Below are 17,546 nucleotides of genomic sequence, written 5' to 3' on the forward strand. Positions count from 1 at the left end.
GGAATACTTGTTCCAGAGGACTATTTTAGTGACTACCGGGAAAACTCTCTAGGAGACATGCCAAAATGCATTGAAAACCGTCGACTAAACGCGGAAAGGTCACTATAGCCAACTCGTTCAGCTATCAACTGAACTGGAAGGTCTGTATGAGTCAGTAGTGCTTTGGCTTTTTCCATACGTTGTAATGTAATGTATTTATGAACGCTCACTTTTAGCTGCTCTTTAAAAAGCTTTTTAAACTGCGTCGGACTCAAGCAAGCGGCATTCGCTAATGAGGCAATGGTGAGTGGCTGATCAAGCTGCTCGGCGATCACAACCTGTACATCTCGAATACGCGAATCTACGGAGCGAGACCGCTTTTGTTGCTCCAGCAACAGATAGAAGGTTGCAACCATTGAGTTTTCAATTTCATCATTAACCTGATACTCAAGCTGTTTTTCGACAAACTGGATAAAGCTCAGTAGAGGCGGGCTAATCGAAAACACAGCCACACTACTATCCATCAAATGAGTGGGCAAAGTGGTCATATCCGCAACAATAAAGCGTGATGACTCTTCGGCATTAAAACCGTGAGCACAACTTTTGGGGATGACTATGCAGTCGCCAACCGCCACCTTTCCGACATAACTATCCATATCAATATGTATGTTGCCTTGGAGAGGAAGCACCAGTTGATGATAATCACTATGAGTATGTCGGCTCATACGTTTCGTGTAGGAGCGAATGCTTAAGCTAGATTTCATAAAAACAACATACAGTTAAAGGATACCGCATTATAGCGTTGAAAGTATCGAGGTTGAAAGCTGGGCAGTTGTAAGCCCAGATCTTGAATGGGATGTGGTTTGTCAGTCCGCCTCGGACTCTAACGAGGCCAACCAACGAAGCACTTCCGCAGTTGCTTCAATAAGATCGCTTGGGATGTACTGGTCGACGTTGCCGTCGGCGTATAGTGCACGAGCAAGAGGGACTTTTTGCATCACAGGAACGCCTTCTTCTTTAGCGATTGCGACCATACGTTTGGCTACCGCCTCGGTTTCCATCAAAGTGATGACGGGCAGGGGCGTTTCGCCTTTCTTGTAATAAAGGCCAACCGCGATATGTGTTGGGTTTGTAACTAATACATTAGAACGTTTAACGTTTTCGCGCTGATTGGAGGCTTGTAGCTCTTGGTGCAACTGACGACGTTTGCTTTTTATTTCTGGACTGCCTTCCATCTCTTTGTATTCGCGCTTCACTTCGTCCTTGCTCATTTTGAGCTTTTTCGTGTGATCAAATTTCTGGTACGCAAAATCTGCGGCAGCGATGACGATGAAGCCTACCGAAGAGATAATCATTAATTGTTTAATCATGACGCCAGTAATGGTCGGGACACATTCTAGCCCACAAGTTGGAATTTGCATTAAAGCGTTGATGTTACCGCGTAATGTCACCCAGATAATGCAGGAAAGAAGAGAGACTTTAAGGATCGACTTGATAAACTCAATCACACTCTTAAGGGAAAAAATGCGTTTGGCCCCTTCGACGGGATTGATCTTTTTGATGTCGGGTTTAACGGATTCACCACTAAATAGGAACCCGAACTGCCCCATATTGGAAAAGATGGCGACGAGTGCAGCAACCAGAATAATCGGAGCGAGTAGATAGGCAATTTCTTTTGCGATGGCGATAGCGACATCGACTAGCGCATCTTGGAAACCCTGATAAGCAAGCTTACTTGGTAGGAGAATAAGCGCTGAGATGTGCGACATGTAATAATCGGCGAACGCAAACAGTACAATTATGAGCGCCAAAATTAATGCAGACGATACGATTTCTTGGCTTTTGGCAACCTGACCTTTCTGTCGAGCATCGCGTAACTTTTTTGCGGTGGGTTGCTCTGTTTTTTCTGCACTCATAAAGAATCCTAAGCGTTATTGCCAAATGGTATTGAGTTGTTCTGCGAATCGGGTAATGCCGTAAAACTGTACTTCAAAGTGATCCATCATTATTCCGAGATACACGATCAGTAAAACACTCGCGATGGCACTTTTTATTGGCATGGCAAGGAAAAAAACATTCAATTGCGGTGCAAAACGACTGATAAGCGCCAGACCAAACTCAGCAAGAAACATTGCCAACACTAGTGGAGCGGACATCAACACACCAAGCCACATAAGCTGTTCAAATTGCGCGTAGAAGAAACTCACCCATGCGTCGCTAACGGTTGGGAAAAAGTCCACGATCGGCCAAGATGTATAGCTTTTGAATAACGCATAGATAAAAGTGACAAAGCCCCCGCCAGAGAAGAACAGGGTAATCAACGTTTGGGTCAGTAATACCGCTGTTGGTGTGGATTGTGAGCCTAGCGTTGGGTTAAACATACTTGCCATGGCAGCACCACGTTGGTTGTCGACCAGAAAACCGGCCGCTTCTATCGCCCAAAAAGGGATAGCAGCAACAAACCCTATCAATAGCCCAATTAATACCTCCTTACCCAAAATCATTATCAGCCAAATGCCGTCGGTTTCTGCGGGCAAGCTTTGCTGATTAATCATCGGAAATATAAACAGTGCGAGTGAGCAAAGCACACCATTTCTCACCATGGTGCCGCCTAACATTTGCTTGCTCAAAATAGGCAAAAAGATGAAGCATGCCATTAACCTAGGTAACGTCAGGCTGTACAAAAATAAAGCCTGGTGTAAGTCGTGATAACTCATCGTATTTGAGGAATTTTATCCATAGCAAGCGAGGCGAAGGCGTGGAGCTCTGCCCCTAGCCATTGCGTTGTGACGAACAGCGTAATAATGACCGCGATAAGCTTGACCACAAAGCCTAACGTTTGTTCTTGGACCTGAGTTAACGCCTGAATAAGCGACACCAATGTACCAACCAATGCTGCGACTAAAATCGGCGGTAATGACAAGTACAACACTAGGGTTAATGCTTGAGTCGTGAAATGAATGATTTCAGCAGAATGCATACTTTCTCCGTGATTAACCGTAACTCAACACTAAGCCGTGGGTGAGCTTTGTCCAGCCGTCAAGCAAGACAAAAAGCAACAATTTGAAGGGGAGGGAAATCGTCATTGGCGATACCATCATCATCCCCATCGCGAGTAGGATATTCGACACAATTAGGTCAATAGCGATGAACGGTAAGTACAACAGAAAGCCAATTTCAAAAGCGCGAGTAAGCTCGCTGACGGTAAATGCGGGCAGTAAGAGCAATAAGCTGTCCGACTCTAAACGGTCTACGTACTTCTGTGGCCACAATGTGCGTGCAGCATCAGTGAAGAATATGGCTTCGGTTTCCCGAATATGCTTTTTCAAAAATTCTCGATAAGGCTGTAAACCGCTTTCAATGAGGCCTTCTACACTTGCAGAATCTTCAAGGGAGATATCATGCTGCTTTACGTAGTCGTAGGTTTCAAACCCGACGGGAGCCATGATGAAAATTGACAGAATGATAGCCAATCCGTAAAGCGCCATATTCGGCGGAATTTGCTGTACACCGAGAGCGTTACGCAGCAGTGAGAATACAACGGCGAGTTTCACAAATGACGTCGCCATCATGGCGATAAATGGGATCAGTGCCAGCAGTGCTAAGCTGACAATGAGATTGAGCTCGTCGGGTAACTGGATCATGCTGGCTCCTGCGTGCCACCGAACAGCTCCAGTACGCGCACACCTAAATGTTCGTTAACATTAACCAGTTCACACTCACCAATGATTTTGCCGTTGGCACGCAATGTTACCGGCTTAGATACAGGCTGGTTTAGCTCGAATACGTACCCTGGCTGAAGCTGGTTAAGCTGCTCTAGCGTGATGGTTTGATGGCCGATATCAAACGTGAGTTCCACAGGCAGTTGCTGGTGGTCGGTTAACATTTCTGAAGTGTTTACGTCATTCATATTGGTTTCTTTTTCAATAATGTGAAGAGTTTGGTCATCTAGCTGGCAGCGCCAGAGATTCTGGTTAGATACTTGAAAAATGGCTTGTTGCTTGGCGATGTAACCATCGTCAAAAAAGATGACATCTCCCAGCTCGAGCGAATTAAATTCGCTTAACGTCAAATGGGTCCTTCCAAGACTTAACCACACAGGTAAAGCGAGGTGTCGAGCTTGTAGAGCAGCGCTGTTTGGTAGCGCATCCAACAACACGTCTGATCCTTCGCTAACCCACAAACAAAGAGAGCCGTTAGGCTTATTGAGCGTTAACATTAAAGTATGCTCTTGGGCCTGGCTCGCCTCTAACGGCTGTAGTTGACTAAGAATGGGTAACTGACCAAATAGCGCTTTGATTGCCTCACTATGCGGTTCTATCTGTGAGCTCAAAAGTGCTAACTGGAGGGAGTTAGGCAGGGACTCAAACGCAGTAGCATTTAAGGTCGATTTCAGCCAATGTTGGAGCTGCGCACGAGAAAAGTCTACTTGTAGGGTTTGCCCTCCAATCAACGTGGTTAAACGGAACCCTTCAAATGAAGGGATTTGAGCAACAGTAATCGATACGCTCTGACCATCAGTCCCTTGGAAGTGGCACTGTTTTGCACAAAGTTGATTGCTGAGCGCGATACTTTCTGCATCCACTTTGGGTATTATTAACGGTGTCATAGGTCATTCTCCGCTTGCCATTCTTCATACACGCTGCGTTGTTGGCGTGAGTGTTGTTGTTCATGTTGTTGTTGATCGAGCTGTTGAGTTTGTTCGCTGATCGCTAAGCGAAGTGGCTGCTCACCACCGAATCGGTTTAGCCGTTCAGCAAGATCTTGTCTAGCTTGCTGGCTAATAATGGAAAGGGCATGCTCTTGTCGAATCGTCACGCTATACCCTTGAGCGTCCAACTTGATGTGGATTTCGCCACCTTTTAATTGTCCTTCACTTAGAAACAGCCGAACCTCTTTGTTGTCCGATGCGGTTGGCAGAGCAACATAGATTTTATCCACCAATTGCTGGAGTAATTGGTTTACGTCTCGCGTTGGGCTTGGTTGAGCCTGCGAAGCAACACTTTTTAGGATGACATCGCCTTGTGTTACCGCACTTGCAAGGGGTTGAGAAGGCACTTTTTCTTCATCCGTTTTAACGGCGACTAGTGCGCTTTTCGTCACGATTTTTTCAAGAGGCTTGGTTTCAGGCAGGCCACCAGTTTGGTCTGATCGTTTGCCTGTATTCTGTAGCGGCGGAGTTGCACGCTTATTGTGCGTTTTTTCAGTTTGCCTTTTCGTTAAGCCAACAATGTTAATCCCATCTTGAGCGAGCTCTGTCGCTGTCGCATTTTGGGGGAGCAAGCCAGATTCAAGCGTAGAGAGATACTCCGGCGAGGTATGTTTATCCATCGGCGTCGGTTTATCATCTTTCAAATGAGCTTGAAAGTGAGGATCAACACGCTCGGTAGAAGGGGAGCTTAGAACTGTGTCGCCATCGCTTTTTCCATCACGTTTAAGCAATTTATTGTTTTTGCTAATTATTTCTTCGCTATTTGCTGCGTCGTCTTGCGATTTCTCTATATCTCTCTTACTGACGACGTCACTTTGACCTTTTAAAGTGGAGATGTTTTTGTCAGCGTTGGCTTCTTGGTTCGATAGGTTATGTTTCTTATCTAGACTTTGAGATGTCTTATGCCTTAGCGGTATGTCTTCTTCGCCAGTATGATTTTTTTGGGGATTCCCAACGATAGACTCCTTTCCCTTGCTAGGCTTCTTCGTCATTGCATGCTCGAATTGTGATTGAAGCTCGGCCTCCTTCTCGAGAGGCGCTTGTTCCGGCGTTGATTTGTGCAGCGTATTCGATGTTTCAGTTGTTGGGGTAATGCGCATAGTGAACCTTTAGATAATGTCGACAGTGCGAAACTCTTCCTGTTCGAGTTCTTCTTGGTATTGCCTTTCTCGCGATTTTTCCGCGACTTCTTGTTGCTGCAACTGAACGAATTTTTCTTTGGTTTTATGGGCTTGTCGCGCCTCTTTTTGCTTTTCTTTAAGTGCCGAGCGTTCGATTTCAAGCGCTTTTTTTGACTCGGCCACACGTTGTTTAAGTTCGGCTTCTCTCTCTCTTAACAACGCGATTTCTTGTCTTAATGTTTCCAGCTCTTTGAGAACGAGCGTTTGTTGTTTTGCTTTAGCAAAACGTCGCTCTTCTTCTTCCTGGCGCCAAACGTGATAGTCCGCGACAGAACGTTCGGCCTTTTGAACCTGTGCTGCGGCGTTTGACACTCGGTATTCTTGACGCTTGACGGCTTTATCCGCACGTTCAGCGCGAATTTTTTTGATTTCTAATAAGCGTTCTATCATTGTTTCGCCATCCCTTTAAGTTGAGCGATAGCGCCATCAAGATCGCTTGGTTCATGAGTGCCTTGGCGTAAAAAGGCGCGTATATCATCACTTTGTGCAATGGCCATATCCGCTCGGCTATCTGCGCCATGTTGGTATTCGCCAATTTTGATTAGCAGTTCAACTTCTTCATACTTAGCTAACATTTCGCGAATATGAGCAGCAGACGCCTGATGATCGGATCCAACGATTTGATTCATCACTCGGCTTGCTGACCGAAGTACATCAATCGCAGGGTAATGGTTCATTGCGGCAAGTTTACGCGAGAGAATGATGTGCCCATCTAAAATGGAGCGAGTTTCATCCGCGACAGGCTCTGTCATGTCGTCACCTTCCACCAACACGGTGTACAGTGCTGTAATTGATCCTTTGTCTGATTGTCCAGCTCGTTCCATCAGCTTTGGCAAAGCGGCAAAAACGGAAGGCGGATAGCCACGTCGTGTTGGTGGCTCGCCTGCGGCTAGTCCAATCTCCCTCTGTGCGCGGGCGAAACGCGTTACAGAATCCATCAGCAGTAGCACGCGTTTACCTTGGTCACGAAAATATTCTGCGATAGAAGTGGCAACAAAAGCGGCTTTGGCGCGCTCCATTGCTGGGCGATCAGAGGTAGCGACCACTAAAACCGATTTGGCCATTCCTTCTTCGCCTAGGTCATGTTCAATAAACTCGCGCACTTCGCGTCCGCGTTCACCAATTAAGGCGAGAACGGTCACGTCAACTTCTGCGGAGCGAATCAGTTTTGCCAGTAGGGTACTTTTACCCCCGCCAGCCGCTGCAAAAATTCCCATGCGCTGACCTTCACCACAGGTCAGTAGCCCATCAATGGATCGAACGCCAAGAGAGATTGGCTTTTCAATCAGTTTACGTTGCATTGGTGGTGGCGCATCGCGATAAACAGGATACCAAGCACTTGGTTCCTGACTTTGCGTACCATCGAAAGGACGCCCAAGCCCGTCAAGCGTTGTACCTAACAGGTGGTCGCCAACACCCACTTCGTGCATTTTGCCCATTGGGCTTACTTCTGTATTTGAGGAAATCCCAAACATATTTCCTAACGGGGTGAGCAAAGCGTGATGCTGCTGGAAGCCAACCACTTCCGCTAACAAAGACAGAGTTTGATCGGGATTACGCAACTCACACAGTTCACCTACACGAACGCCAGGGACGACAGCTTTGATAATGGTGCCGGTGACTTGTGTAACGCGCCCGCGAATTTGGATCAAACGCGTCTGTTTAATCGCAGATTGTTGGATATCAGTGATGTATGAGAAATCGTTCAAGGTAAAAATATGCGCAATGATTGATGCTGAGAGGATAGAAAGTATAAGAATCAATTTATAGTGAATATCAGTCGGGAGTTTTTAGAAAACTGAAAGCGCACTAAAAAAACACGTCTGATTTTGACAGCTTCAACAAAGCGCACTTCCTATAATTCGCCTGTATTGTGCGGAAGGAGTGCAAGTGAATGAGTATTATCAACAATCATATCGCAACAAATCCAAAGTTTGATGCGTCTATCCAAAACGGGTTGGAATCGTCTCGCCCCGACGTTTCACAAAAAGGCAATTATCGCGGTGAAACCGTCCGTGTTCACAATGCCACACAATCACTTTTTGATGCGATGGAAGAACTCACTTCACTCGGTTCCGAAAAAGCAGAGAAAGATCTGACCAAGCGCAAAGTGAAAGACAGTGGTGTTCGAGTTAATGAAGCACATGAACTCGTTTCGGACTATTTAAGAAAAGTCCCTGATCTTGAAAAGAATCAAAAGATCAAAGATTTGGCTACAAAAATGGCGGGAGGAAATATCTCGACCATCGCGCAATTACAAGCCTACTTGAATGGGTTTTCCGAGGAGAAAAGCCATCAATACCTCGCCCTAAAAGCCGTTAAAAAGTTTTTGAGTGCGAGTCCAGAAAGTAAACACCTACTAGCGCTGATTGACCAAGCACTTCTAAGAATCGAGCAAAACCCAGATACATGGTCTCAAATTGATACGGAAATCCGTGTCTCAAATTTTGCTGATGAATACAGCCAAGAGCAAGAGTTTAGCTCTTTGCATCAGCTGCGCGGCTTCTACCGCGATACCGTTCATAGTTATCAAGGGCTCGGCGCGGCTTATCAAGATGTAGTGGCGCGCTTTGGTGAGCAGGAGGTATCGACTGCTGTTGACTTTATGCTGCAAGGCATGAGTGCAGATCTTAGTGTTCAAGGTAGCAGTATCGATTCGGTTAAGTTGCAGTGGTTGATGTCCGATATGCAAAAACTCAAAACTCTAAATACGTTGCAAGATCGTGTGAATCAGCTGTTCCAAATGTTTAAACCGGAAAGGACGAATTATGGCTTATCAAGTTTCTAATTTGATGGCTGATGTGATTGCGTTGGTAGAGCAGCGATGGGTAAGCAGTGATGAGATATGGAAAGTCGCCAACGCAATGGAATTGACGGCGGTAGAACAAAAAATCGATTTTTTTCGAGAGTTCCATAAGTTAGTTCGCGCAATCCCAATTGACGTATTCGCCGATGAAGAACAACGACAGAATTTAATCCAAGCGGTACAAAAGGCGCTAGACGAAGCCATTGATATAGAAGAAGAGGAAGCGTGGGAAGATGAGTTGGATTGATGCATCCGTCGATGAATTTTGCCGAGGAATGGGGCTCGATGCCGTCGATTTCTCTTCAGCTGGACGGGTGCAGCTGGATTTTGAGCAAAGTGGTACGCTGCATATTGAGCGACAGGGTGAGCAGTTATTCTTGATGTTGTCTCGAGCGTTATCTTGGCATCAAACCAGTGACATGATTCAAAGTGCACTGTGTTTGTGTCATGCCGATCAAGGCTGGCCTTTCGAAATTAAAACCGGCTTGTTAGATGAGCAAACTCTGGTTTTTTCAGCAAGGCTAAAAGGAGAAGAAGTAACACTTCCGACCTTAGAGCAAGCGTTTACGCTTTTGGCTCGTCTACATAACGATGTGGCAGGCTCATGACTCGAGTTAGCACTTTAAACGTAGGCATAGAAGCCTTCACGCATGTTACTCATAGTGAGGTTAAGGCCGATTTCCCTGAACGGTTTCAATTACTTCCGGATGGACAGGCGGTCGCTACGCATTTAGAGAAGCTCTATGACCTCAGGCCTTCAGACCAATACCTAATCGCGTTAACCAAGCCAAAATTGTTGCACTCAGAATTGTTGCGTCCAGAAAAGTACCGCCAACAGTTCGATGAAACGTTGGCTCAGCTGCAAGTTCTTGCACAGGACTCAGGCTCCGTTTCTTTTATCAAAGCATCCGAAACGCTACAAAGTACACAACTTGATCAGCGTTACCTTACTATGGCGCTCAATCTCCTTATTCAGGTCTAACCAACATGTTGAGATCCAAAGACATTGAACTCTTACTTGTTCACGCTGCGCTACAAGTTCAATACCAAAAGCCAGAGCATGCCATTTCTATTCTCGATGCGGTTCTAGAAATAGAACCGCATCACAAAGAGGCGATGCAAACACTTGCTGTGGCGTGTTTACAAAGTGGTCGATATACCCGGACGATTGAGGTGTGTGAGCACTTATTAAAATCCGACCTTCATCCTGACTCGGCAGGACTCTGGTTTTGTTTAAGCCAAGCGCGTTGGAAACAAAATGACGTCGATGGGGCACGCCAAGCGCACCGACGCTATCTGCAATCTTTAAATAGTGAATCACATGAATAAGTTGATCGATATTCTAAACAAAGTAGGGCAACGCAAAGACATCATGCTTGCGGTGATGTTACTCGCGATCGTCTTTATGATGATATTGCCACTTCCTACCGCACTGGTGGATGTGCTGATTGGCACCAACATGAGCATTGCGGTGGTGCTGCTTATGTTAGCGATTTACATCACCACGCCACTTGAGTTCTCTGCATTTCCTGCGGTGCTATTGATCACGACATTGTTTCGTCTGTCTTTATCTATCACGACAACCCGCTTGATCTTGCTACAAGGCGATGCTGGTCAAATCGTTTATACATTCGGTAACTTCGTTGTGGGCGGTAACTTAGTGGTCGGTATTGTTGTGTTCCTGATCATTACCATTGTTCAGTTTATGGTGATCACCAAAGGCTCAGAAAGGGTAGCAGAAGTTAGTGCGCGCTTCTCACTCGATGCGATGCCTGGTAAGCAGATGAGTATTGACGGTGACATGCGTGCCGGAGTAATTGACGTACACGAAGCTAGGCACCGACGATCGCTGATTGAAAAAGAAAGCCAAATGTATGGCTCGATGGATGGCGCGATGAAGTTCGTTAAAGGCGACTCCATTGCGGGTCTGGTCATCATTGTGGTCAACATCTTAGGTGGCGTCACGATCGGGGTAACGCAAAAAGGCATGAGTGCTTCTGAAGCACTTGAATTGTTTGCGATTTTGACCGTTGGCGATGGTTTGGTATCGCAGATCCCGGCACTCTTTATCGCGATTACCGCCGGTATTATCGTGACGCGTGTTTCCCATGAAGACTCTTCTGATCTTGGATCGGATATTGGTGGGCAGGTGATTGCTCAGCCACGAGCACTTCTTATTGGTGGTGTGCTTTTGGTGCTGTTCGCACTCATCCCTGGGTTTCCAAAAATCACTTTTCTGGTCTTGGCCGCCGTGGTTGGTGGTGGTGGTTTCTTCCTTTTCTATCAACAGAAAAAACAAGCTGAATCAGATAGCACCGACTTATCAAGCTTTGTTTCGCAAGGGGCCGGTTCGCCAGCAGCGAAGCCAAGCAAACCTACGCCTTCTAGAAACAGTAAAGGTAAGTTAGGTGAGCAAGAAGAGTTCGCCATGACGGTCCCGCTGTTGATTGATCTTGACGCGAGCCTTCAGGAAAGCTTGGAAGCGGTCGCATTAAATGAAGAGCTAGCAAGGGTTAGACGCGCACTATATCTCGACCTAGGCGTGCCTTTCCCAGGCATCCACCTGCGCTTTAACGAGGGGATGCAAAATGGCGAGTACTTAATTCAGTTACAAGAAGTCCCGGTTGCACGAGGACGAATTGTTAAAGATCAACTCTTGGTGACAGAAGGGAATGAACAGATCGATTTATTAGGCGTGCCTTATGAGCAAGATGAAGATTTTCTACCTGGTATTTCTAGCATTTGGGTGGCACAGAGTTATGAGCAAAAACTCGTAGCCAGTCATGTAGGTTTTCTCACACCCGACAGAATTTTAACGTACCACTTGTCTCATGTTCTTAAGGAGTACGCGCAAGACTTTATTGGTATTCAGGAGACGCGTTATCTGTTGGAGCAGATGGAAGGCAGTTATTCGGAGCTAGTCAAAGAGGCCCAGCGTATTGTTCCGTTGCAAAAAATGACGGAAATCTTGCAACGCTTGGTTTCTGAAGACATTTCTATCCGAAACCTTCGCGTGATCTTGGAAGCGATGGTTGAGTGGGGCCAAAAAGAGAAAGATGTTGTACAGCTGACGGAGTACATTCGTTCCAGCTTAAAACGTTACATTTGCTACAAATACGCGAGCGGACAAAACATGTTGCCCGCTTACTTATTGGATCAAAGTCTCGAAGACACAATACGCAGCGGTATTCGTCAAACCTCAGCAGGGAGTTACTTGGCGTTAGACCCGTCAGTAACGCAACAATTTGTCAGTGATGTGAAACAGACCATTGGTGACTTAAGCCGCATGCCGAATAAACCTGTGCTAGTTGTGTCTATGGATGTACGCCGATATGTGCGAAAGCTTATTGAATCGGAATACTACGATCTGCCCGTTTTGTCATTTCAAGAACTAACCCAGCAAATCAATATTCAGCCACTTGGAAGGGTGGGGATGTAATGAAAACAAAACTAATACTCTCGCTGGCGCAAGCGGGGATCGAAGTGACGCCATACTTTTGGCAACAAAGTGAAATTCAACTTGGTTATCGAATTGAAGTTGAAGGCTTAGAGCTCGTTTTTCGGGTGGAGGACGGTGAAATCATCATCGTTCTTCTGAAACGCATTCGTCCAAAATTGGGGTTGAGTAACCCCTTTGCCGGCTTATTTCTCTTGGCTGAACATGCCATTCAACTTTATCCCTCCGATTGGGTCATTCGCGGCAACGTCGATGTGTTACGTGGTAGCAACATGAGCAGCCAGCGATTGGCACAGTTCTATCTAAAAGCATGCGGTGCAAGCCATGATGAGCTAGACGACTGGTACTGTTTACGCCTAGCAGATTATAGACCTTTGAAAAAGTTGAAAAAGTAAAAACTCACGACTGTTACTGACAGCACCGATGAGATGACCCGCTTTAAGATAGGAATCAAGATGAAGCAACCGTTTACCGATGCGATTGAGAACGCTGAGCTTGCCATTAGAAAAGCTGAAGACAGAACCGATATTTTTAACGAGCTATTGGAAGGCTTAGGTGTTGGTCCTGTTGCGGGGGATGTTTTACTTGGCGGCATAAAAGCGCCAGTAGATACCATGAAACGTGCAGAGCAAGAGCTAATAGACGAAGTCCAGCGCCGCCGGCAACAACAAAATCAGCTACAAGGTACGTCAGGTAAACGCAGAAAGCGTCCCACAGTGATGCGCGGCATGATGATTTAGAGGTTTGGAAATGACGAATATGAAAACGACTGGCTCTACGACAGGAGCAACAGACACAGCTGCGAGTAGTGCACCATTACCCACTTTCCAACAAAACTTGATAGAGGCATTTACCCCTGTACTGGGTGAAGCAGAGACTCAGCAACTTGCCTCCCTAATCTCTTCATTGCCAACTATCTCGGGACAAACGGAATCACAAAGTATCGCGCTTTATGTTGATACGCTTGAAAACCTAAAAGCGAAAAATAACGCGTTTGCTGGTATATCATTGACCGACACCGCATCTGTTTGGATAAAGTCGCTACAAAGTGCTAACTCAGATGGCGAATTAACCGCAGCCGAGTTTAATGCTCAAACAAACCAAACGCTATCAAATCAGTTTCAGGCTTGGTTTAGTAAGTTACTGACGGAAAACGTAGATAGCTCGTTGTCTACTGAGTTTGTTAGTCAATTTAATCTGGGCACTCAGAGTAACCAAGCGGAGCAGATCGCCAACCTCTCCGAGACAGGTCTGGCTAATGCCACCAAAGAAATTTCTCTTTTTGTTGCAGAGCTTGCTAATCAAATGGGCTCCCGTGAAGTGAGAGATGCTTCTATTTCTTTTCTTCGCAATGCCTTTAGTAGCTTAGGTTCCGTTAATCTCGCGCAACTGAAGAGCTCGGACTTTCTGTTGACTAAAGAGAGTTTCGCCCTTCAAGTCTCAGCTCAATTAAAAAGTAGTTTTCAAGGCATTGGTATTACTTTAAGCACCGATGACGCAAGTGCGCTAGCTAGCAGAATTACCTGGACTCCTGGTATTTCTAAACAGCAGCTTAAAGAAGCGTTAGATGAAATGGCCGCTCAAGTGAAAGGCCAATATAGCGCAGCTTATGGTGAGGCGAGTGGAACGAACAATCTAAAAGCAGCACTTAATACTGTCATTGGTGGAACTGAGCCTTTGACCCTTTCTAGTCTGTTCGCCAACTTCGCGGTGAGTTTAACAAATATAGAAATCGACGACTTTTACCAGGACAGCGCGATAGCCGATGTCCAAAAGACACAAATAACGGCAGCTCAAGTTAATTTGATCAAAGAAAACACCGAACGAGATATCCGATTACAGTTTGAAAAAATAGTAAAAGGTGAATCTACCGGGGCTTCATTTACTGAGCGATACGAGGCATTGCGCAAGAACTTAGGGGCATTGAAAGAGCGTCTACTCAATATCACCGATAAAGAGAAAGCGGATCGCGAGGTGAGAGCAGAGCACTCTCTAACGGCTCGTGATTTGTTGGCCGTTGTTGAGTCCAGCATTGGAGACCGTTTTGATGAGCAAGTGCTGCTTGCACTAAATGAGCGTCGTGTTAACCGTTTAGAGAAACGTAATGACCAGAAAGAGGCATTAGAGGATCTCACAATACAGCTTAAAGTTTTTGGTGTTGTGCAATCAAAAATTCACTCTACGCAAAGTGTTGATGGGGTTTATAAACCGGGATATCCAGAAAGTAACTTCAAAGCGAGTGACTTTAACTACAGCAATCAAACGGATTTTGAAGCTTCACCTGAGTACAAGTATTTGACGGATAATAAGATAACAAACCATCGAGACTTCCTTCAAACACAAGGTATTACTATCGGTGATGGTGCTTCGTACCAAGACGAAGAGAAGTCGAAAAAGCTGTCTAATTTTTCTAGTTCTGTCAGTGCTAAATCCAAGTTGCTTAACGATGAAGTGCAAATCAAAACCACTGAGCTGAACGACACCAGTTCTCAATACAACTCGACCGTTGAAGCGATGAACAAGTTTGTTCAGAAGTACCACAGTATTTTACAAGAAATCCTACGAGCCATTTAAGGATAACCAACCATGACTAAAACAAACGCGACCGATCCATCTCAAATGCAAGCAGAAGAACTGCTGTCTTTTTTGGAAGAGGGAGGCACGCTAAAAATGTTGCACGATGTGTCTCAGGACACCATCGAACACATTTATGCCGTAGGTTACAACTTTTTCCAATCGGGAAAGATTGAGCAAGCAGCGAAAGTATTTCAATTACTCAGCATGCTTGATCATTATCAGGCGCGATTTTTCATTGGCCTTGGCGCGGCTCGTCAGGAGTTGGGTGAGTATCTGCAGGCAATAGACGCCTACAGCTACGCAGCGCTAGTGGACGTAAATGATCCACGCCCACCTTTTCACTCTGCTGAATGTCACCTTAAACTGGAACAACTGACAGAAGCAGAGAGTGGGTTTTACAGCGCGAAGGAGATGTCTGCCGGAAAATCACAATATGCAGATTTGCATGAGCGTGCAGGCATCATGTTAGAAGCGGTGAGAAATAAAAAGGAGTAATTAGACTATGAGTTCTATTGCACTTGACCGCATCCAGACACAGGTTTATAGCCCTGAATCTGGCCAAGCCACGTTAGATAACGTGCAGAAAACGGCGTCTACAGCGACGCCTTCTGTGACGGTAGAAAACGTGAAGAGTAAAGATGCAGATGTACTGAACACCGGAAAAGTAAAAGTTCAGTTAGATGCACCTAACGCAGCTGTTAGTGACAAAGTGAATGATTTGACGCTAAAAGCCATGGCACAGCTGCAAAAGATCGTCGATACCATTGCAAAATCTCTCCATGCAGTTGCAGACCAAACAGGTTCGATTGCCGTTAAAATCATCGCAGGATCTGCTGATGATTTTGAAGTAGAGCTTGCTGCTATCACGGATAAACTGAAAAGTGCTCAAAACGAGCTGAAAATTCAGGAAGTGAAGGTCGCAAAAGCTAAGCACGAAAAAGAGATGGTGGAAAACCAAGACAAAATCAAAGAATCGGAAGCCGCTGCAAAAGAAGCCCAAAAATCAGGCTTAGCAGCGAAGATCTTTGGTTGGATCAGTGCGGTGGTTTCTATTGTTGTTGGTGCCGTAATGGTGGCAACGGGTGTTGGTGCAGCAGCCGGTGCACTTATGATCGCTGGTGGCGTCATGGGAGCAGTGAGCATGGCGTTGCAAGAGCCAGCCGTTCAAGATGCGCTAAAAGAAGCGGGCGTAAATGTCGATGTGCTAAACAAAGTCGTAATGGCATTAGAAATCGCCGTCGCGGTTATCGGAGCTGTTGTGACGTTTGGTGGTGCAGCTGCTGGCGGTATCGCGAAACTTGCAGCAAAAGGTGCTGGTAAGGTAGCTCAAAAGGTCACGGAAATCGCTACGAAAGCCGCTGCAAACATGGCGAAAGTGGCGGATATGGGCACAAAAGCTGCGACAACAACAGCGAAAGCGATTCGTTATGGCGCAGAAACCGTCGATCTTGCCGTCAACGTGGGTAAAGGCGCAACGGACAGTGTCCACGCTGCTAACAATGCTCACGTGACAGAGATTCAGGCTGATATCACAGACCTTCGAGCCAAAATGACGTTAAGCCAGGCTGTCATTGATAAGCTCAAAGAAGAGATTGGTAAGTTGATGGAAGACTTCCAAGAGCTGATGAGTCTCATCATGCAAATGATTCAAGCGAAAAGTGAAACTATGCAAACGGTGTTAAGCCGTCCTGCAACGGTATAAGGAGTTTATTATGCTAGATAAAGTAGGCGGAACGGGTCGTGGTGAACTATACGGTTTAGGCGACACCATTAAAACCAACAAAGCAGAAAAAGCGCCGGAAACAAAGCTTGAAGCGGGCGCCGTTAAAAGCCAAAGTGAGTCAGGTGTTTCTGGTGCAGCACGCTACCAGTTAGAGACACCTAAAGCTCCTACAGTGAGTAACCAAGCTCAAGTTGTTGCAAACCTAATGAGCGCTCTTGCACCGACGGTGAGCTCATTAATGAGCACAACGATGAAAGCGCTTAACGGTGAGGAGGTGATCAAGTCACCATCAGATGCGGTATCACAATCGTTGACGCTATTAACATTGTTGTATCAAGTATCAAAGCTGAGCCGTGAGCAGCAAGTGCTACAACGTGAAATTGCTGTTGAAGCAAACGTCGCGAGTTTAGAAAGCCAAGCGGCAGAACTCAACAACTCGGCAAGCGCGATGATCGCGATGGCAGTCGTTTCGGGTGTACTAGCGGGTGCTACCGCAATTATTGGTGCCCTTGGTTCTTTCAAAGCAGGGAAAGAAATCAAGAATGAAATGGCGAGCAATAATGTACTTAAAACGCAAAAAGCTGGCTTCGATCAAGCAGAAGAGTTATTAAATAACAATAGCTTGTCTAAAACGCAGCAAGATCAGGTTAAGCGTGCGCACTCACTAGCGAAAGACAATATCGCAGACACGACAGCGCAGCTGACAAGTGGTGGCCGTAAGTTCGATAAGTTGATGAGCTCAAACCAAGCGAAGAACGCGATTCTTCAAGCTTTGGGCCAGATGGCAAACTCAGCATCGAATGTAGAGCAAACCAAAGCGCAAGCGCGCAGCAAAGATGATGAAGTACAAGCGACTCGCGCACAAGCAGCCAAACAGAAAGCCGATGAAAACATTGGTTTCCAAGAAGGCTTATTGAAAGAGCTACGTGACTTGTTCCGATCTATCTCAGATAGCCAGAACCAAGCGTGGCGAGCGTCAGTCCCAACGGTGTAACCATCCGTTTCACTAACTACAAAGCGTTGTTTATACAACGCTTTTTTTATTTTCAGCCCTAAACCACCTACTTCAGTAGGTGGTTATCATCCGTTTCGGCTTTGCCTGTAAAACTACT

The 17,546-nt window shown here is 45.9% G+C and carries 21 protein-coding genes; 12 read left to right on the top strand and 9 right to left on the bottom strand.

Translation table 11 applies throughout. From position 1 onward, the window contains the following. Positions 1–32: 32 nt before the first annotated feature. From R7P69_RS20345 to vscN, 9 genes are all read right to left on the bottom strand, one after another. Positions 33–743, bottom strand: coding sequence for a helix-turn-helix domain-containing protein (locus R7P69_RS20345; RefSeq protein WP_031781101.1), 711 nt, complete (start codon positions 741–743; stop codon positions 33–35). Between the two features lie 102 nt (positions 744–845). After that, a complete protein-coding gene (gene vscU, locus R7P69_RS20350; RefSeq protein ID WP_042523790.1) occupies positions 846–1,895 on the bottom strand; it encodes a SctU family type III secretion system export apparatus subunit VscU in 1,050 nt (349 codons plus the stop codon). Positions 1,896–1,910: 15 nt separating this feature from the next. Further along, positions 1,911–2,696: a type III secretion system export apparatus subunit SctT gene (sctT, locus tag R7P69_RS20355; protein WP_031778955.1), complete on the bottom strand. Its 786-nt coding sequence runs from the start codon at positions 2,694–2,696 to the stop codon at positions 1,911–1,913. Beyond that, entirely contained in the window at positions 2,693–2,959 is a 267-nt protein-coding gene (gene vscS / locus R7P69_RS20360) for a SctS family type III secretion system export apparatus subunit VscS (protein WP_005377227.1), read from the bottom strand. Before vscS ends, sctT begins: the two co-directional genes overlap by 4 nt. Before the next feature lie 13 nt (positions 2,960–2,972). Next, positions 2,973–3,623 carry a SctR family type III secretion system export apparatus subunit VscR gene (gene vscR / locus R7P69_RS20365; protein WP_005377232.1) on the bottom strand — a complete coding sequence of 217 codons (651 nt, stop codon included), beginning with the start codon at positions 3,621–3,623 and terminating at the stop codon, positions 2,973–2,975. Continuing rightward, complete coding sequence (gene vscQ / locus R7P69_RS20370) at positions 3,620–4,588, bottom strand: SctQ family type III secretion system cytoplasmic ring protein VscQ (RefSeq protein WP_025768125.1); 969 nt, start codon at positions 4,586–4,588, stop codon at positions 3,620–3,622. Before vscQ ends, vscR begins: the two co-directional genes overlap by 4 nt. Beyond that, positions 4,585–5,790, bottom strand: coding sequence for a type III secretion system needle length determinant (locus R7P69_RS20375; RefSeq protein ID WP_238951945.1), 1,206 nt, complete (start codon positions 5,788–5,790; stop codon positions 4,585–4,587). Before R7P69_RS20375 ends, vscQ begins: the two co-directional genes overlap by 4 nt. Positions 5,791–5,799: 9 nt before the next feature. Then, a complete protein-coding gene (locus R7P69_RS20380; protein ID WP_042523778.1) occupies positions 5,800–6,261 on the bottom strand; it encodes a type III secretion protein in 462 nt (153 codons plus the stop codon). Then, positions 6,258–7,580, bottom strand: a complete 1,323-nt coding sequence (gene vscN / locus R7P69_RS20385) for a SctN family type III secretion system ATPase VscN (protein ID WP_238951944.1) — start codon at positions 7,578–7,580, stop codon at positions 6,258–6,260. Before vscN ends, R7P69_RS20380 begins: the two co-directional genes overlap by 4 nt. 185 nt (positions 7,581–7,765) lie before the next feature. Between vscN and sctW the strand changes: the two genes are divergently transcribed. The 12 genes from sctW to vopD are packed head-to-tail and all read left to right on the top strand — an operon-like array spanning position 7,766 to position 17,428. Beyond that, the gene (gene sctW, locus R7P69_RS20390) at positions 7,766–8,659 is read left to right on the top strand and encodes a type III secretion system gatekeeper subunit SctW (RefSeq protein ID WP_005388156.1); all 894 of its coding nucleotides are present in this window, start codon (positions 7,766–7,768) and stop codon (positions 8,657–8,659) included. Then, positions 8,640–8,924 (top strand): TyeA family type III secretion system gatekeeper subunit, encoded by a 285-nt coding sequence (locus tag R7P69_RS20395; RefSeq protein ID WP_005377239.1) that lies wholly within the window; start codon positions 8,640–8,642, stop codon positions 8,922–8,924. The genes sctW and R7P69_RS20395 overlap by 20 nt, the downstream gene beginning before the upstream one ends. Then, positions 8,911–9,285 (top strand): type III secretion chaperone SycN, encoded by a 375-nt coding sequence (sycN, locus tag R7P69_RS20400; RefSeq protein WP_005388159.1) that lies wholly within the window; start codon positions 8,911–8,913, stop codon positions 9,283–9,285. Before R7P69_RS20395 ends, sycN begins: the two co-directional genes overlap by 14 nt. Then, positions 9,282–9,659, top strand: a complete 378-nt coding sequence (gene vscX / locus R7P69_RS20405) for a type III secretion system protein VscX (protein ID WP_064368455.1) — start codon at positions 9,282–9,284, stop codon at positions 9,657–9,659. The genes sycN and vscX overlap by 4 nt, the downstream gene beginning before the upstream one ends. A 5-nt stretch (positions 9,660–9,664) precedes the next feature. Beyond that, on the top strand, positions 9,665–10,006 hold the full coding sequence (gene vscY / locus R7P69_RS20410; protein ID WP_158156522.1) for a type III secretion system chaperone VscY: 342 nt from the start codon (positions 9,665–9,667) through the stop codon (positions 10,004–10,006). Further along, positions 9,990–12,116 (top strand): SctV family type III secretion system export apparatus subunit VcrD, encoded by a 2,127-nt coding sequence (gene vcrD / locus R7P69_RS20415; RefSeq protein ID WP_104979251.1) that lies wholly within the window; start codon positions 9,990–9,992, stop codon positions 12,114–12,116. Before vscY ends, vcrD begins: the two co-directional genes overlap by 17 nt. Then, on the top strand, positions 12,116–12,529 hold the full coding sequence (locus tag R7P69_RS20420) for an LcrR family type III secretion system chaperone (protein WP_053350345.1): 414 nt from the start codon (positions 12,116–12,118) through the stop codon (positions 12,527–12,529). The genes vcrD and R7P69_RS20420 overlap by 1 nt, the downstream gene beginning before the upstream one ends. Before the next feature lie 60 nt (positions 12,530–12,589). Further along, complete coding sequence (locus tag R7P69_RS20425; RefSeq protein ID WP_005395092.1) at positions 12,590–12,874, top strand: LcrG family type III secretion system chaperone; 285 nt, start codon at positions 12,590–12,592, stop codon at positions 12,872–12,874. A 10-nt stretch (positions 12,875–12,884) separates the two neighbouring features. Then, entirely contained in the window at positions 12,885–14,708 is a 1,824-nt protein-coding gene (locus tag R7P69_RS20430; RefSeq protein ID WP_137282049.1) for a virulence-associated V antigen, read from the top strand. 12 nt (positions 14,709–14,720) lie between these two features. Continuing rightward, positions 14,721–15,206: a SycD/LcrH family type III secretion system chaperone VcrH gene (vcrH, locus tag R7P69_RS20435; RefSeq protein WP_005377258.1), complete on the top strand. Its 486-nt coding sequence runs from the start codon at positions 14,721–14,723 to the stop codon at positions 15,204–15,206. 7 nt (positions 15,207–15,213) lie between these two features. Then, positions 15,214–16,413, top strand: coding sequence for a type III secretion system translocon subunit VopB (vopB, locus tag R7P69_RS20440; RefSeq protein WP_005377260.1), 1,200 nt, complete (start codon positions 15,214–15,216; stop codon positions 16,411–16,413). A gap of 10 nt (positions 16,414–16,423) precedes the next feature. Further along, positions 16,424–17,428, top strand: a complete 1,005-nt coding sequence (gene vopD, locus R7P69_RS20445) for a type III secretion system translocon subunit VopD (protein ID WP_005377262.1) — start codon at positions 16,424–16,426, stop codon at positions 17,426–17,428. The last annotated feature ends 118 nt before the right edge of the window (positions 17,429–17,546 follow it).

It is taken from the genome of Vibrio sp. 661 (assembly GCF_033339315.1).
In the GTDB taxonomy this organism is placed as follows: domain Bacteria; phylum Pseudomonadota; class Gammaproteobacteria; order Enterobacterales; family Vibrionaceae; genus Vibrio; species Vibrio alginolyticus.

Bases quoted from the DNA above. Each gene is read 5' to 3' on its own strand.
- R7P69_RS20380 (WP_042523778.1), bottom strand. From the start codon at position 6,261: ATGATAGAACGCTTATTAGAAATCAAAAAAATTCGCGCTGAACGTGCG.
- vopB (WP_005377260.1), top strand. From the start codon at position 15,214: ATGAGTTCTATTGCACTTGACCGCATCCAGACACAGGTTTATAGCCCT.
- vscS (WP_005377227.1), bottom strand. From the start codon at position 2,959: ATGCATTCTGCTGAAATCATTCATTTCACGACTCAAGCATTAACCCTA.
- sctW (WP_005388156.1), top strand. From the start codon at position 7,766: ATGAGTATTATCAACAATCATATCGCAACAAATCCAAAGTTTGATGCG.
- sctT (WP_031778955.1), bottom strand. From the start codon at position 2,696: ATGAGTTATCACGACTTACACCAGGCTTTATTTTTGTACAGCCTGACG.
- vopD (WP_005377262.1), top strand. From the start codon at position 16,424: ATGCTAGATAAAGTAGGCGGAACGGGTCGTGGTGAACTATACGGTTTA.
- R7P69_RS20430 (WP_137282049.1), top strand. From the start codon at position 12,885: ATGACGAATATGAAAACGACTGGCTCTACGACAGGAGCAACAGACACA.
- R7P69_RS20420 (WP_053350345.1), top strand. From the start codon at position 12,116: ATGAAAACAAAACTAATACTCTCGCTGGCGCAAGCGGGGATCGAAGTG.
- vscU (WP_042523790.1), bottom strand. From the start codon at position 1,895: ATGAGTGCAGAAAAAACAGAGCAACCCACCGCAAAAAAGTTACGCGAT.
- vscY (WP_158156522.1), top strand. From the start codon at position 9,665: ATGTTGAGATCCAAAGACATTGAACTCTTACTTGTTCACGCTGCGCTA.
- R7P69_RS20375 (WP_238951945.1), bottom strand. From the start codon at position 5,790: ATGCGCATTACCCCAACAACTGAAACATCGAATACGCTGCACAAATCA.
- vscX (WP_064368455.1), top strand. From the start codon at position 9,282: ATGACTCGAGTTAGCACTTTAAACGTAGGCATAGAAGCCTTCACGCAT.
- R7P69_RS20425 (WP_005395092.1), top strand. From the start codon at position 12,590: ATGAAGCAACCGTTTACCGATGCGATTGAGAACGCTGAGCTTGCCATT.
- vscR (WP_005377232.1), bottom strand. From the start codon at position 3,623: ATGATCCAGTTACCCGACGAGCTCAATCTCATTGTCAGCTTAGCACTG.
- vcrH (WP_005377258.1), top strand. From the start codon at position 14,721: ATGACTAAAACAAACGCGACCGATCCATCTCAAATGCAAGCAGAAGAA.
- R7P69_RS20345 (WP_031781101.1), bottom strand. From the start codon at position 743: ATGAAATCTAGCTTAAGCATTCGCTCCTACACGAAACGTATGAGCCGA.
- vscQ (WP_025768125.1), bottom strand. From the start codon at position 4,588: ATGACACCGTTAATAATACCCAAAGTGGATGCAGAAAGTATCGCGCTC.
- sycN (WP_005388159.1), top strand. From the start codon at position 8,911: ATGAGTTGGATTGATGCATCCGTCGATGAATTTTGCCGAGGAATGGGG.
- R7P69_RS20395 (WP_005377239.1), top strand. From the start codon at position 8,640: ATGGCTTATCAAGTTTCTAATTTGATGGCTGATGTGATTGCGTTGGTA.